The organism is Neisseria sp. P0016.S008 (assembly GCF_051957775.1).
In the GTDB taxonomy this organism is placed as follows: Bacteria; Pseudomonadota; Gammaproteobacteria; order Burkholderiales; family Neisseriaceae; genus Neisseria; species Neisseria flavescens_B.
Genome location: NZ_JBQCWB010000008.1, coordinates 65,773 through 81,244, shown reverse-complemented (window position 1 = coordinate 81,244; position 15,472 = coordinate 65,773). Strand labels below are relative to the sequence as shown.

General features: G+C 50.9%; 14 protein-coding genes. 5 read left to right on the top strand and 9 right to left on the bottom strand.

Annotated features, from left to right (window positions below):
• Nucleotides 1-98 precede the first annotated feature (98 nt).
• The 4 genes from dksA to ACTHS8_RS10000 form a co-directional block, all read right to left on the bottom strand.
• Nucleotides 99-515: an RNA polymerase-binding protein DksA gene (dksA, locus tag ACTHS8_RS10015; protein WP_049350731.1), complete on the bottom strand. Its 417-nt coding sequence runs from the start codon at nt 513-515 to the stop codon at nt 99-101.
• Nucleotides 516-748: 233 nt separating this feature from the next.
• Entirely contained in the window at nt 749-1,306 is a 558-nt protein-coding gene (locus tag ACTHS8_RS10010) for a YggT family protein (RefSeq protein ID WP_440373624.1), read from the bottom strand.
• A gap of 2 nt (nt 1,307-1,308) precedes the next feature.
• Nucleotides 1,309-2,106 (bottom strand): pyrroline-5-carboxylate reductase, encoded by a 798-nt coding sequence (gene proC, locus ACTHS8_RS10005; RefSeq protein ID WP_440373623.1) that lies wholly within the window; start codon nt 2,104-2,106, stop codon nt 1,309-1,311.
• A gap of 76 nt (nt 2,107-2,182) precedes the next feature.
• Nucleotides 2,183-2,878, bottom strand: coding sequence for a YggS family pyridoxal phosphate-dependent enzyme (locus tag ACTHS8_RS10000; RefSeq protein WP_440373622.1), 696 nt, complete (start codon nt 2,876-2,878; stop codon nt 2,183-2,185).
• 117 nt (nt 2,879-2,995) lie between these two features.
• Between ACTHS8_RS10000 and ACTHS8_RS09995 the strand changes: the two genes are divergently transcribed.
• From ACTHS8_RS09995 to yccS, 3 genes are all read left to right on the top strand, one after another.
• On the top strand, nt 2,996-4,042 hold the full coding sequence (locus ACTHS8_RS09995) for a type IV pilus twitching motility protein PilT (RefSeq protein WP_004519239.1): 1,047 nt from the start codon (nt 2,996-2,998) through the stop codon (nt 4,040-4,042).
• 86 nt (nt 4,043-4,128) lie between these two features.
• On the top strand, nt 4,129-5,358 hold the full coding sequence (locus tag ACTHS8_RS09990) for a PilT/PilU family type 4a pilus ATPase (RefSeq protein WP_039861910.1): 1,230 nt from the start codon (nt 4,129-4,131) through the stop codon (nt 5,356-5,358).
• 166 nt (nt 5,359-5,524) lie between these two features.
• Nucleotides 5,525-7,660, top strand: coding sequence for a YccS family putative transporter (yccS, locus tag ACTHS8_RS09985; RefSeq protein ID WP_440373621.1), 2,136 nt, complete (start codon nt 5,525-5,527; stop codon nt 7,658-7,660).
• A gap of 166 nt (nt 7,661-7,826) precedes the next feature.
• Here the strand turns inward: yccS and ACTHS8_RS09980 are convergent, their stop codons facing one another.
• The gene (locus ACTHS8_RS09980; RefSeq protein WP_440373620.1) at nt 7,827-9,005 is read right to left on the bottom strand and encodes a phosphoglycerate kinase; all 1,179 of its coding nucleotides are present in this window, start codon (nt 9,003-9,005) and stop codon (nt 7,827-7,829) included.
• A gap of 193 nt (nt 9,006-9,198) precedes the next feature.
• Here ACTHS8_RS09980 and ACTHS8_RS09975 point away from each other — a divergent pair, with 193 nt between their 5' ends.
• Together ACTHS8_RS09975 and ACTHS8_RS09970 are read left to right on the top strand one after the other, a co-directional pair.
• Entirely contained in the window at nt 9,199-10,548 is a 1,350-nt protein-coding gene (locus tag ACTHS8_RS09975) for a M16 family metallopeptidase (protein ID WP_440373619.1), read from the top strand.
• Between the two features lie 58 nt (nt 10,549-10,606).
• A complete protein-coding gene (locus ACTHS8_RS09970) occupies nt 10,607-11,905 on the top strand; it encodes a M16 family metallopeptidase (protein WP_440373618.1) in 1,299 nt (432 codons plus the stop codon).
• 130 nt (nt 11,906-12,035) lie between these two features.
• Here ACTHS8_RS09970 and ACTHS8_RS09965 read toward each other — a convergent pair whose 3' ends face one another.
• The 4 genes from ACTHS8_RS09965 to ACTHS8_RS09950 are packed head-to-tail and all read right to left on the bottom strand — an operon-like array spanning nt 12,036 to nt 15,459.
• Nucleotides 12,036-13,418 (bottom strand): calcium-binding protein, encoded by a 1,383-nt coding sequence (locus ACTHS8_RS09965; RefSeq protein ID WP_440373617.1) that lies wholly within the window; start codon nt 13,416-13,418, stop codon nt 12,036-12,038.
• A 30-nt stretch (nt 13,419-13,448) separates the two neighbouring features.
• Nucleotides 13,449-14,306, bottom strand: a complete 858-nt coding sequence (locus tag ACTHS8_RS09960; RefSeq protein ID WP_440373616.1) for a hypothetical protein — start codon at nt 14,304-14,306, stop codon at nt 13,449-13,451.
• A 41-nt stretch (nt 14,307-14,347) separates the two neighbouring features.
• Complete coding sequence (locus tag ACTHS8_RS09955; RefSeq protein ID WP_440373615.1) at nt 14,348-14,584, bottom strand: hypothetical protein; 237 nt, start codon at nt 14,582-14,584, stop codon at nt 14,348-14,350.
• A gap of 11 nt (nt 14,585-14,595) precedes the next feature.
• A complete protein-coding gene (locus ACTHS8_RS09950) occupies nt 14,596-15,459 on the bottom strand; it encodes a hypothetical protein (RefSeq protein WP_440373614.1) in 864 nt (287 codons plus the stop codon).
• Between the last annotated feature and the right edge of the window lie 13 nt (nt 15,460-15,472).

The following is a 15,472-nucleotide window of genomic DNA, read 5'->3' as shown; positions in this document are numbered from 1 at the left end:
CAACCTTCCTACGCTATCCATACATACAAAAAACACAAAACAAAGGCCGTCTGAATTGCTCTTTCAGACGGCCTTTTGAGGTTTCTATCTTTATATTTTTAGTCGGCGAACTGTTTTTTCATTCGTTCGCGTCGCTCTTGCGCTTCTACGGATAATGTCGCGGTCGGACGTGCCAGCAGGCGTTTAAGGCCGATGGGTTCGCCGGTATCGGCACAGAAACCGTAATTACCTTCGTCGATGCTGCGGATAGTCGCTTGCACTTTATTGAGAAGTTTACGCTCGCGGTCACGAGTGCGCAGTTCTAAAGCGTACTCTTCTTCTTGAGTAGCTCGGTCGGCAGGATCGGGGGCGGATTCGTGCTCTTGAAGATGGCCGGTAGTGGTGTTTGCATTTTCAATCAGTTCTTCTTGCATTTTAACCAGTAGTTCGCGGAAGAAGGCCAATTGGTCGCTGTTCATGTAGTCCTCTTCAGGACCATCCCAGTTTAAAATATCTTGTTCTGTCAGCTTTGCCATGGTGTCTGCTTTCGGTTTGTTGTTAATGATTTGGATGCTACGGGTTTGCTTTTATTGGGTTTTCTTAAATTTCCGTTTTGGAAATTGGGCGAATCATATCATGTTTTACCTATTCATTTGTTCTTTATATTTCGATTTGCACTTTTTTGCACTACCTTACACCTAAATGTATTAAAGCGCTTTTTAGGACGTTGTATTTTTGGTCGTTAATACCTGCTGCGTTTTCAGACGGCCTATTGAAGCAACCATAGGTTGGTTTGCTGGATCAGTTGGGGAAACCATCGGGCCAGCCACAACCATAATAAGAGTGCCAACAAACTGCCTGAAAAATCGTACCGTCCTGCGCGTAAGAAGGAAAACGGTTTGAGCAATGGCTGCAGGATTCGTTCGATGGCATAAGTCAACGGCGAATAGCGGCCTTGTATGCCGGACACCATCCTAATAATCAGACCGATAAGTAATGTATAGGCCGCGGCTTTCAGCATATGGAGTGCGGCAAACCAGAAGTTTGCCAAAATCAGCTTATTGCTGATGGACAGAGCCGGCGAGATGAAAATAATGGCGGTACAGGCAAGGTAGTACACCAGAAAACCTGCGGGCAGGCAGTACCAATCGGTTTTCTCGCCGCTTGGAAATGCTTTTTGCCAAGGTTTGGTCAGCCAGCCTGTTGCCTGTATGCTGAATTTGAGCAGGGGGTGTTCTGCTGCCAATCCTGCGTATCGGAGCAAAAAGCGCGTGATACACAGGATGGCAATAGCGTCTGCCAATAATAAGAGCAAGTCGCCGCGCATGTTCAGACGGCCTTATATTGTTGCGCCATTTCTTGCGAACGTTTGACGCAGGCTTCTACGCCCTGTTCGATGGCTTCGGCAACGTGACGGGCTTTGAAGGTTTCGATGGCTTCGTGTGTCGTGCCGCCTTTGGAAGTTACATTTTGCTGTAATTGGGCGAATGCTTCGCCGGTTTGTTCGGCCAAAGCCACTGCGCCTTTAAATGTGGCGAGGCTCAGTTCGCGTGCGTCTTGTTCGTTGAAACCTTGTGCCAAAGCCGCGTTTTGGAGCGCGCCCAAAAGATAGAAAACATAGGCGGGGCCGCTGCCACTGATGCCGGTAATATTGTGGAGTTGCTCTTCCTCGTTCAGCCAAACGGTTGTGCCGACAGAGCGCATGATGCCGTCGGCGGCTGCACGGTCGGCTTCTGAAACGCCTGCATCGGCAAACATACCGGATACGCCCAAACCGATTTTGGCCGGCGTATTGGGCATGATGCGTACGATACGGCATGTACCGCCCAGATAATGGCTGAGGGTATCGATGGACAAACCTGCCGCTACGGACAACACCAGCGCACCATTCAAACGGATGTTTTGACAGGCTGCCTGCATGTCTTGCGGTTTAACGGCGAGAATGAGGACATCGTCCGCACTCAATTCGGGCAGGTTTTCAGAAGTGGCTACGCCCAATTCTTGCACCAGTTGCGCTCGTCTCTCAGCGCCGCGTTCGACAATGTGGACACGATAGCCGTCTTGTTTGACCAAACCGCCTGCAATGGCAGTCGCCATATTACCGCCGCCGAGAAAATAGATATTCATATATATGTCACTCCTTTGTGATATCGATCAGGCCGTCTGAAACTGCTGTCTACCCTGTTCAGACGGCCTATTACTTTTATTGAGGATAATGCCGCTTGCCGAAAATCGCGCTGCCGATGCGGACATGGGTTGCGCCGCATTCTACCGCGATTGGCATATCGCCGGACATACCCATAGACAAAACATCTGCTTCAACGCCTACCGCATTCAACTCAGCCAACAGCCGTTGCATGGTATGAAACTGGCTGCGCAACTCATCGTCGCTGCTATCGGCCTTGGCCACACACATCAATCCGCGCACTTTAATATTCGGCAACTTGGCCACTTCAAGGGCCAGCGTAACCGCTTCATCGGGCGTCACGCCGTGTTTCGCCTCTTCCGCGGCAATGTTCACTTCAATACACACCTGCAACGGCGGCATTTCAGACGGCCTTTGTTCGCTCAAGCGCCGCGCCGTTTTCAGACGGCCTATCGTATGCACCCAATGTGCGCGTTCGGCCACAAATTTGGTTTTATTGGACTGCACATCGCCGATAACGTGCCAAACAATATCCGGCAAATCGGCCAGCGTTTCCGTTTTTTCAAACCATTCCTGAATATAGTTCTCGCCAAAATCGCGCTGACCGGCCGCATACACTTCGCGGATATCGTCTGCCGGAAACGTCTTACTGACCGCTACCAGCTTCACCGCACCCGCAGGCCGTCCGGCAGCCTCAGCCGCCTGTTCAAGCGCCTGGCATACGTCCTGATAGTTTTGTTGCAATACCGACATGGTTTTCTCCTTTAACCCGTTCATCACTCGGCATTTTGAAAATTTTACTTGGTCGAACGGATTTATCTATTTAAAATAAAGCGATTTTATTATTCTAAACCAAAATAAGGCCACATTATGCAGATTACCGACTTACTCGCGTTCGGCGTGAAAAACAAAGCCTCCGACCTCCATTTGAGTTCGGGCATTTCCCCCATGATACGCGTACACGGCGACATCCGCCGCATCAACCTGCCCGAGATGAGTTCGGAAGAAGTCGGTACCATGATTACCTCGGTCATGAACGATCACCAACGCAAGCTCTATCAACAGGATTTTGAAGTCGATTTCTCATTTGAGCTGCCTAATGTTGCCCGTTTCCGCGTCAACGCCTTTATGACCGAACGCGGCCCGGCCGCCGTATTCCGTACCATTCCGAGCACCGTCCTGACGCTGGAAGAATTGCGTGCGCCGCGCATTTTCCAAAAAATTGCCGAAAATCCGCGCGGTTTGGTCTTGGTAACCGGCCCGACCGGTTCGGGTAAATCTACCACGCTGGCGGCGATGGTCAACTACATCAACGAAACCCAACCGGCCCACATTCTGACCATCGAAGATCCGATTGAGTTCGTCCACCAAAGCAAAAAGGCGCTCATCAACCAGCGCGAGCTGCATCAGCACACCCACAGCTTCACCAACGCCCTGCGTTCCGCCCTGCGCGAAGACCCCGACGTGATTTTGATCGGTGAGATGCGCGACCCTGAAACCATCTCCCTCGCCCTGACCGCCGCCGAAACCGGCCACTTGGTTTTCGGCACGCTGCACACAACCGGCGCCGCCAAAACCATCGACCGTATCGTTGACGTATTCCCTGCAGGCGAAAAAGAAATCGTGCGCTCCATGTTGTCCGAATCCTTGCGCGCCATCATTTCCCAAACCCTGCTGAAAACCCGCGACGGCAACGGCCGCGTCGCCGCACACGAAATCCTGATTTCCACACCGGCCGTGCGCAACCTCATCCGCGAGAACAAAATCGCCCAAATCAACGCCGCCCTCCAAACCGGTCAGGCTCACGGTATGCAAACCCTCGATCAAGCCCTGCAAACCCTTGTCCGCCAAGGCACCATCAGCCCCGAGCTGGCACGCAGCAAGGCGCAAAACATCGAAAACCTCTCTGTTTTCTAAATTATACTCAGGCCGTCTGAACCCCATCATCCCGTTTTCAGACGGCCTTTCAGCCTGACCGAATACCCGTTTTAAAGAGAATCATCATGAGCGACCTCGCCCCTCTGCACGACCTGTTAAGCGAAATGGTGCAAGCCTACTCACAAAAAAACCAAGCACCGCACATCCCCACCCCGGCCGAAATCGGCACGCATCTTCATCCCCTGCTCGACCGCATGTGTGAAGAGGCCGAAAAACGCAACGCATCCGACATCTTCATCAGCGCAGGCTTTCCCCCTGCCATTAAAGTCGGCGGCACCCTCACGCCCATGCCCCACAAAGCGCTGACCGGCGCGGACACCGCCGCCATCGCCGAATCCACCATGAACCCCGACCAGCTCGAAGCCTTCAACCGCGACTGGGAAATCAACTATTCCGTCCAATCGCGCAGCAACACACGCTACCGCGTCAACGCCTACCACGAGCAAGGCCGCGTCGGCATGGTATTGCGCCGCGTCAGCCAAGACATTCCCGAGATGAAGACCCTCGGTTTGCCCGAAAAGCTCCAAGAGCTTGCACTCGCGCCGCGCGGCTTGCTGATCCTCGCCGGCCCGACCGGTTCGGGTAAATCCACCACCATGGCCTCCATGCTCAACTACCGCAACCAAAAGCTGCCCGGCCATATCGTTACCATCGAAGACCCCATCGAGTTTATCTACAAACCTTGCCGCAGCATCTTCACCCAGCGCGAAATCGGCATCGATACCGACAACTGGAAAATCGCCGTTCAAAGCGCCATGCGTCAAGCACCCGATGTTGTCTGTATCGGCGAAGTCCGCAGCGAAGAAAGCATGGAATATGCCCTCCAACTGGCTCAAACCGGCCATCTGTGCGTGTTTACCATCCATGCCAGCACAGCTTCCCAAACCATCGAGCGCATCATCAACTTCTATCCGGAAGACCGGCGCCAACAGGTTTTGATGGATTTGGCGTTAAACCTTGTCGGCATCATCGGCCAACGCCTCACCATCAAGAAAAACCGCCAACGTACGGCCGTTACCGACCTCCTGCTCAACACTCCGGCCATGCAGGACTTGATTTTCAAAGGCGAATTGCTGGAAATCCGCGACCTGATGGCACGCTCCGGCAGCAACGGCATGCAGACATTCGACCAAAACCTCTTCAACCTCTACGCACAAGGCCAAATCGAACTCAGCGAAGCCCTGCGCCAAGCGGTTTCCGCCAACGATTTGCGCCTGCGCATCCAAATGCACGACGAGGGCAACAATACCGAACGCCTCTACGACCGCATCAGCGACCTCAACCTGATGACCTAATGGCGTAAGCCAAAAAAAGGCCGTCTGAACGGATGTGGAAACGAAATCAAGTATTTCCCCGTATCCGTTCAGACGGCCTTATCCTATTTCAAGCATTCTGAAACCGACTGAAAATCCTGTTAAAATCCAGTCATTCACCTCATAACGAATAATAAACAACACCAGCATGAAAACTCCACCACTCAAACCTCTGATCATTGCTTCCATGCCCGTCTTCGCCAGCGTGTTCATCGCCGCCACCCTCGTTTGGCATTTCGACACGCCCAAACTCGCCATGCCCTTCGTACTCGGCATTATTGCCGGCGGTTTGGTCGATTTGGACAACCGCCTCACAGGCCGTCTGATAAACATCGTCATCACCGTCGCCCTGTTTACCCTCTCCTCACTACTTGCCCAAAGCACCATCGGCACAGGCGTTCCCTTCATCTTGGCCATGACCCTGATGACTTTCGGCTTCACCATCCTCGGCACCGTCGGCCTCAAATACCGTACCATCGCTTTCGGTGCGCTCGCCGTCGCCACCTACACCACGCTGACCTACACACCCGAAACCTACTGGCTGACCAACCCAGTCATGATTCTGTTGGGCACTGTCCTATACAGCGTCAACACCCTGATCTTCCAAATCATCCTGCCCCACCGTCCCGTCCAAGAAACCGTTGCCAACGCCTACGACGCACTCAGCAACTACTTCGATGCCAAAGCCGACTTTTTCGACCCCGACGAAGCCGCATGGTTGGGCAACCGTCAAATCGACTTGGCCATGAGCAACACCGGCGTAATTACCGCCTTTAACCAATGCCGCGGCGCACTTTTCTACCGGTTGCGCGGCCAACACCGCCATCCGCGTACCGCCAAAATGCTGCGCTACTACCTCTGCGCGCAAGACATGCACGAACGCATCAGCTCCGCCCACGTCGATTACAGCGAAATGACCGAGCAGCTCAAAAATACCGACCTCATCTTCCGCATCCGCCGCCTGCTCGAAATGCAAGGCCAGGCGTGCCGCAATGTTGCCGCCTCCCTGCGCAACAACAAACCCTACGCATACAGCAAACGCCTCGGCCGTGCCATGGAAGGCTGCCGCCAATCCCTCAGCCATTTTACCGAGACCCATGCCGACAATGCCAACCTCCACAATATCCGCCGCCTGCTCGACAACCTCAGCAGCGTCGATTACCAACTGCGGCAACTGCAAAACGATGCGTCCCTTGCCGACAACGACAACGCCGACACCCGCATCGCCGCCCTTGAAAACACCAAGTTCCGCAATATCGGCGAGACCGTCCTCAGCCAACTCAATTTCGACTCCAGCGTATTCCGCCATGCCACCCGCCTCTCCATCGTCGTGGCTGCGGCCTGCATCATTGTCGAAATCCTCCATCTTAATCTCGGCTACTGGATTCTGCTGACCGCCCTTTTCGTCTGCCAGCCCAACTACACCGCCACCAAAAGCCGCGTGTACCAACGTATTGCCGGTACGATTCTCGGCGTAATTGTCGGTTCGCTCGTCCCCTACTTCACCCCGTCCGTTGAAACCAAGCTCTGGATTGTCATCGCCAGCACCACCCTGTTCTTCATGACCCGAAGCTACAAATACAGCTTCTCCACCTTCTTCATCACCATCCAAGCCCTGACCAGCCTATCGCTTGCCGGTTTGGACGTGTACCACGCCATGCCCATCCGCATCATCGACACCATCGTCGGTTCCGTTATCGCATGGGCCGCCGCCACCTACCTCTGGCCCGATTGGCGTTACCTGACCCTCAGCCATACCGCCGCCCAAACCATCACTGCCAACGGCAGCTATCTCGACGCCATCCTCGACCAGCTGCAAAACGGCAGCCGCGACGATTTCGACTACCGCCTCACCCGCCGCCAAGCCCACGAAAGCATCGCAGCCCTCAGTAGCACCCTGTCCGACATGAGCAGCAACCCGAAAAAATACCAAGACCGCCTGCAAGACGGTTTTACCCTGCTCAAAACCAGCTATGCGCTGACCGGCCACATTTCCGCGCTCGGCGCATACCGCGACCAAGTCCGAATCGACGGCAACGACGGCTTTGCGCCCTATGCCAAGCTGACCCACCACATCGCCGAGTTGCTGACCCAAATGCCCCAAACCGACCCCGAGGCTTTTGAAACGGCCATGACCCAAATCCGTCAGGAATTTGCCGAGCTTGAGCAAAACACACAAGCGCAGCAAGACCATATCCTCAAACACCAGCTCGACCTGATTATCCGCCAGCTTACCCCGTGCTATCAGGCATTGCACCGACAAGTCGACGTAGAGGCCGTCTGAAAAGAGCCGGATGCTTTCCAGCCTGTTTAGCAACAAGTCTGCCCATCATCGGCGTTGAATCCAGCTAAACACTTCCTCAAATAAAAACCACAAACAAAAGGCCGTCTGAAACCTGATTTCCAGATTTCAGACGGCCTTTATTTTTAACAATCGATATTAAAACCGATTATGCGCCGCGTTTTTCCAAAGCAGCAACGGCAGGCAACTCTTTGCCTTCCAAGAACTCAAGGAACGCACCGCCGCCGGTAGAGATGTAGCTGATTTGATCGGTTACGCCGAATTTGGCAATCGCCGCCAAAGTGTCGCCGCCGCCGGCAATCGAGAACGCATCGCTTTGGGCAATCGCTTCGGCCAATACTTTGGTACCGCCGGCAAATTGGTCAAATTCAAACACGCCGACCGGACCGTTCCATACAACCGTACCGGCAGCTTTGAGCAACTCGGCAAGTGCGGCGGCGGATTTCGGACCGATGTCTAAAATCATATCGTCTTCGGCAACATCGGCAATGTCTTTCACCACCGCTTCTGCATCGGCGGCAAAGACTTTAGCGACAACCATATCAGTCGGCAGCGGAACAGAGCCGCCTTTAGCCGCCATTTTCGCCATGATTTTTTTGGATTCTTCCACCAAATCGTGTTCGGCCAAAGATTTGCCGATGGCTTTGCCTTCTGCCAACAGGAAGGTATTGGCAATGCCGCCGCCGACGATGAGTTGGTCGACTTTGTCGGCCAAAGATTCGAGGATGGTCAGTTTGGTAGACACTTTGCTGCCGGCAACGATGGCGACCATCGGATGAGCCGGTTGTTTCAGGGCTTTGCCCAAAGCGTCGAGTTCGCCCGCCATCAACACGCCGGCGCAGGCAACCGGTGCGGCTTGGGCAACGGCTTCAGTCGAAGCTTGGGCGCGGTGGGCGGTACCGAATGCATCGTTGACGAACACGTCGCACAAAGAAGCGTAGGCTTTGCCCAGCTCCAAGTCGTTTTTCTTCTCGCCTTTGTTGATGCGCACGTTTTGCAGCATCACGACATCACCGGCGTTCAAAGTCGGTTTGTTTTCACGCCAGTCGTTCAATACTTTCACGTCTTTGCCCAACAGTTTGCCCAAATGCGCGGCAACAGGCGCTACATCGTCTTCAGGATGGAATTCGCCTTCGGTCGGACGGCCGAGGTGGGTCATCACGATCACAGACGCGCCGTTGTCCAAGCAGTATTTGATGGATGCGAGCGAAGCGCGGATACGGGTGTCGTCGCTGATGTTGCCGTCTTTGAACGGTACGTTCATATCGGCGCGGATCAGAACGGTTTTGCCTTGAACATTTTGTTCGGTCAGTTTCAAAAATGCCATGATGATTCCTTTGTGATGGTTGGAAACGGGAATGTTTGGAATTATCCGCGAATGAGGGGCGACGGTAAAGATTGGCAACGGCCGCGCTTGATGTGAATCAGCAGATAAAGCCCAGGCCGTCTGAAACATTCGGCCAATCTTTCAGATTTTCCGCTATACTTTGGCGATTGATTTTCATTTTACGGATTAAACCATGTTACGCCGAATTGCTTTAATGTTTGCCTTCGCGCTGCCTGCTGCCTCATGGGCGCAGACGCTTTCTGAAACCCTGCCCAACGGTCTGAAAATCATCGTCAAAGAAGACCACCGCGCGCCTGTGGCCGTTTCGCAGATTTGGTACAAAATCGGCAGCGTGGATGAAAAACCGGGCAAAAGCGGCCTGAGCCACGCTTTGGAACACATGATGTTTAAAGGCACAAAAGACGTTCCCTCCGGCGAATTCAACCGCCGCGTATCCGAGCTGGGCGGGCAAAACAACGCCTACACCAGCCGCAATGAAACGGTGTATTACGAAAACGTCGCCGCCGCCAACCTGCCAGAGATTCTGAAGCTCGAGGCAGACCGCATGCACAACCTTAACTTCAGTGACAAAGAATTCCTCAACGAGATGAACGTCATCCGTGAAGAACGCCGCCAGCGCACGGAAGACACGGCCGACGGCAAAATGTGGGAGCAAGCCTATCTTGCCGCCTTTACCCAACCGTCCATGCGCGCCTCCGTCATCGGCTACATGAAAGATTTGCACACCCTAAAAGCAGACGACCTGCGCGCGTGGTACAAACAATATTACGCACCCAACAATGCCGTATTGGTCATTGTCGGCGATGTTGATGCCAAACAAACGCTTCAGACGGCCGCCAAACTCTTTGGCGATATTCCGGCCAAAGCCCAGCCGCCGCGCAACAAACTCCATACCGAACCCTATTTGCGCAAGCCTGTTACGGTCAAAGCCACTTCTCCGGTCACACACCAGCCGCTGATTGCCATCAACTTCCGTGTGCCGAAACTCCAAAAATTCGACGACACGATGCCTTTTGCCCTCGACGTCCTCTCCGATATTTTGGCAGGCAACGCGTCCAGCCGTTTTGATAAAAACCTCGTGCGCGGCAAGCAAACCGCATTGAACGCAGGAACGCATTACGACATCATCAGCCGAGAGATGCCGCTGTTCAGCGTAATGGCCATGCCTGCCGAAGGCGTGAAAACCGATACCCTGATTGCCCAGCTGCGCCAAGAAATCAAAGACATTGCCGACCACGGCGTTTCCGAAGAAGAATTGCAACGCGTCAAAACCCAGGCAGCAGTCAGCGAAATCTACGCCAAAGACTCCATGTCTTCCCAAGCCTCCATGATGGGCCGCCTCGAAGCGCGCGGTTTCCAATATACCGACGAACAAGAAATCCACCGCCGCTTACAGGCAGTCAGCGCGCAAGAAGTACAGGCCGCCGCCCGGATGTTGACCGACGAACGCATGAGTACCGTCATCATCGAGCCGCAAAAACCTGCCGCCGCGCCAAGCAAAAAAGCCGCCAAACGCCGATAAACATCAGGCCGTCTGAAAGCCCATACCCTTTCAGACGGCCTTAACAGAAAGCCACAACATGAAACCCACCCTGCTCGCCCTTGCCCTACTCCTGCCCTTAAGCGTCCAAGCCGCCACCAACATCCAACGCTGGCGCAACCGCGACGGCACTCAAATCCTCCTTGTCGAACGCCACGAAAACCCCATCATCGACCTTGAAGTCAGCTTCAAGGGCGCAGGCAGCGTCGCCAATCCGGACGGCAAAAGCCAAGTTGCCGAATTTACCGCCTCCCTCCTGACCGACGGCACCCAAGAACTGGACGAAGAAGCCTTCAATGCCCAAGCCGACAACATCGGCGCGCACATCAGCAGCGACAGCAATGCCGAAAGCGCATCCGCAGGCTTCCGCAGCCTCAGCAAAGCCGACATCCGCGACAAAGCCGCCAACTTGCTCAACCACTCGCTGACCCGTCCGCGCTTTGACGAAGCCGTTTTCCGCCGCCGTCAAATCCAATCCATTACCGGCTTGCAACAACAGGAAACCACCCCCGACTACACCGCCACGCGCGAACTGACCAAACTCATCTACCCGAACCACCCCTACGGCAGCGGCGCAAACGTAACCGTTGACAGCCTCAAACGCGTTAGTCTGGACGACATCCGCGCCTTCCACCGCACCCACTACGGCAAAGACAACGCCATCGTCGCCATCGTCGGCGACCTCAACCGCAAACAGGCAGAGCAACTGGTCGAGCGCGTCCTCAAAGACCTGCCGGCCAAAGCCACCGCAACCCACGCCATCCCGCCCGTTCCCAAACAAACCACCCAACGCCGCGACATCCCCTTTGCCGGCACACAGGCACAAGTCCTGCTCGGCACTTCCCTCTTCAAACGCCATGACCCCGACTATTACGCCCTCGTTGCCGGCAACTACATCCTCGGCGGCGGCGGTTTCGACAGCCGCCTCATGAAAGTTTTGCGCGACCAACACGGCTACACCTACGGCGTATACAGCAGCCTCGCCCCGGCGACAGAAGAGGGCACGTTTACCGTTTCCTACTCTACCCAAAAGAAAAACACCAAAGCCTCACTGGCCGACACCCAAGCCGTCATTGAGCAGTTTATCGCCGAAGGCCCGACCGAAGCCGAGCTGAGACAGGCCAAAGCCAACATCGTCGGTGGCTTCCCCCTGCGCTACGACTCCAACGACAAACTGCTCAACTACCTGAGCCTGATCGGCCTCTACGACCTGCCCAACGACTACTTGGAAGCCTACCCCAAAGCCATCAACAGCCTGACCGTCGAACAAGTCCGCGACGCATGGCAACGCCGCGTTAAATTCAAAGACCTCAACACCGTCATTGTCGGTGCAGAATAAAACGCTTTAAAACAACAGGCCGTCTGAAAGATTTTTCAGACGGCCTTTAGCTTTGTTTAAAATCAATCAAACCATTTGTAGATAATTGGTAGAATTTAAGTCCTCTTTTTACATTTTCTTTTGATTTTACTTAAGAAATCCTCGCTCCATGTGATTGGGATTGCACGATTTGTTTTTGTTGCTCCTCATATTCAATTTGTTGTGCTGTTTGCTGAATTTGGCTCAGGCTTTCCTCTACCGGCGTCTTAGCCGCTTCCCACATATCTACAGAAGCCATTATTAATCCGGGGGCTCTGTGTCCGACCGAGACTTTCCCATTATCGTTAATATTGATTAAAGACACACTACTCATCTTGTTTTTATAAGCCACTGAAGCTAACGACATCGCAATATTGTCCAAACTATTTGCATCGTAAGCGATGTTTTTCTGGGCACAAAAATCAGCAAAAATCTGTTTCCCTTGATAATAGATTTTTTGGGCGTTTTGCGGCATATCCTCAATAGTTAAAGCCGTTGGTTTATCAATATCCGCCGCGTATTGATCGCGTTCATACCTTTCATCCAAAGACATCATATTCGGATCTTTTTCGATACGGTCACGGGTTTTTTGGTACATTTCGTTGGCATTCTGCTCAATGTCTCGCCAACGCCCCAGCAGGCTTTTATCATATAAGGCTGGTGATTTTTTCAGCTTATTAAATAACCCTCCTCCTTGACGAAACAGAAGAATACCTGTTTCTTCCATCAGAATATCTGGTTTTTCTTGGTTCGATTTCTCCGATTGGAGTCTTTTGAAGTCCTTATCCGTAATATTGACAAATGGCAGCTTGTCGGTATCGGTATAGACGAGCGGGACCGATCTGCCTATACCTTTCGGGTCCAATACGGAATTGAACACTGCATTTGCTTTGCCTACCGCCCATTTCTGAAGTTTTCCCGAAGCGTCTTGGGAAGATGAACCTCCGATGAAGTCGAAGTTGTCGTTTTTAGGCGTGATTCTGAGGTTGCGGATTTCTCGACTGCCGTCGGGTCGGACGAAGAATTGGAGTTTTCTAAGATCATCAGGTGTAACAACTACTTGTGTTGAACCAAAGATAAAAGCACGTTCAACATAGTCTGAAGATGAAGTGTCGATTCCATATTGAGAAATAGCGACAGTAAAACCTTTTCCTGGAGTCGTACTGTAGAAATCATTTTTCCAACTGTTAAATCGTTCTATCCCATAGATTTTATTGCCAATCTCATCGAAAGAATAAGGTGTATTTCTTGCAGGTAAATTCGAGGCTTTAAAAAAATTTTCAAACATCTTGAAATCTGCTGCCGTGGCATATCTGCCTGCACCATTTTTCATATAGTCGGTTGCGTCAATTTTTACTGGTGTACGATTAGCTAATGTTATCGATATTCCCATATCTTCTCTTTTGGGTGGTATCGGGCTATTCCACAAATATTGGGATAAAATTCTATCTACTGTAACATCGGATACAGCTAAAGATTTTTGGTTATCTGACATGATAATGTTGCTCCTCGTTAAGAAGATAAGTTATTTGACATAAAAAGGCTGCCACAAAACATCTCCGCAATTGTTCATGAATAATATTTCTGTAGCGTATTGTTGATACGTTCTCTCTTTATTTACGTCCCATCTATGCAGGCCAGGATCTACACCAGTAAATTTAAAATAAAAATTACCTACTCCGTAATTTTGAATATTGATATTTTGGGGTATGTCATTTTCTGGAAAAATTGCTGCTCCTTCCAAATAGGTAATTAAAGCATCTTTTTTAATTATTGGTTCAGCCTCTTTTTTACTTAAAACTGTACAGCAATCAGAACCATATACATTGGCACCATTCTTACTGGGACCTCTAAGAATCAAAGTAAAACCTTTATTGTCATATTGTTCCAAATAGTTTCTCAAATCATTTTCCTGTCTGATTTCCTTTTTTGAATATTTTGTCAACAGCGTCCCATCCGTCGGGTCTTTCTCCGCCAAAAACATCCTGTCCCATTGCTCATTGGTGTAATCTTGCGGGACAAACCAAACGCTACAAGCTTTTTCGTGACGCACGCAGTCTGCTCCCGTAGAATAATCCCGTCCGCCCTGATTGGTGGTCATGTTGGCCTTATAGGCTTCTGTTTCTCCCAATAACCTACCTGCAAAACTGACCTTTGCTTTCCTGTGTAATTCCTCAGGAGTGTAAAACTTCCTGTCCCGCCAGCAATAGCCTGCCCTGAGTTTTTCCCTGTATTCCTGTTCCGAAACCCCTTCAGGCTTGGGATCTTTGGCAATCAGTTCTTTCCAGTATTGGTATTTGTCGGGCGCGGTATATTGATATATACCGAAGCCTGCTGCCGCCAATGCAGCGATTGCCAGTAGGTATTTGTAGATTTTATTCATTTGCTTGCCTTTAATTAATAATCAAGGTTGTCTAAAACTTTTCAGACGACCTCTTTGTTTGTAAGAAGTTCCAATACAGCATATTGGTTTGCACCATTTTGCATATAGTCGGTTGCGTCAATATAAATAGGTTTTCGTTCGGTAGAGGTTGCCACAGTAAACATATCTTCTTTCTTTGGAGGGATTGCAGCATTCCACAAATAATGTGATAAAACTTTATCTACTGATACTTCAGATACTTTTAACGCTTTACGAGAAATTCCACTTACATTAGGCATATCTTATCCTTTCAGTTTAGTTTTTGATGGATATAATATGGTTGCCAGAGTATATCTCCACAATTATTCATAAATAGGATTTCTGAAAATCTACTCTGATATGTTTTTTCTTTTTTCGTTTCATCTTGGCGTAATCTAGGAATAATCTCTTTGATCTCTACATAAAAATTCCCCACACCATAATCCATAATATTAATATTTTTTGGAATTTCGTTTTCCGGAAAAATTCTTGCAAATTCTATATAGGTAACTAATTCACTATTTTTTATTTTTAATATAGCTTCTTTTTTATTTAAGATATTACAGCAGTCCGAGCCAAAAATAACTTCTTCCTCTTCAGGTGCTCTAAACACCAGGGTAAATCCTTTGCTGCCATAGCCGGTTAAATATTTCTCTAAATCTTCAGTTTTTTCTATTTCTTTTTCCTGATATTGTGGTAATAGAGGATGATCTCTTGGGTCTTTCTTTTCTAAAAAAAGGCTATCCCATTTTCCGTTAGTATAATCTTGTGGGACAAACCACACACGGCAAGCTTTTTTATTACGAATACAATCCTCGCTGGTATAAGCATCCCCAGCCAATGTAGTAGTAAAATCTGTCCGATAAGCTTCTGCAACCCCCAACAACCTACCTGCAAAACTGACCATTGCTTTCCTGTGTAATTCTGCGGGCGTATAAAACTTTCTATCCCGCCAGCAATAGCCCGCCCTGAGTTTTTCCCTGTATTCCTGTTCCGAAACTCCCTCAGGCTTGGGGTCTTTGGCAATCAATTCTTTCCAGTATTGGTATTTGTCGGGCGCGGTATATTGATATATACCGAAGCCTACTGCCGCCAATGCAGCGATTACCAGTAGGTATTTGTAGATTCTATTCATTTACTTGCCTTTA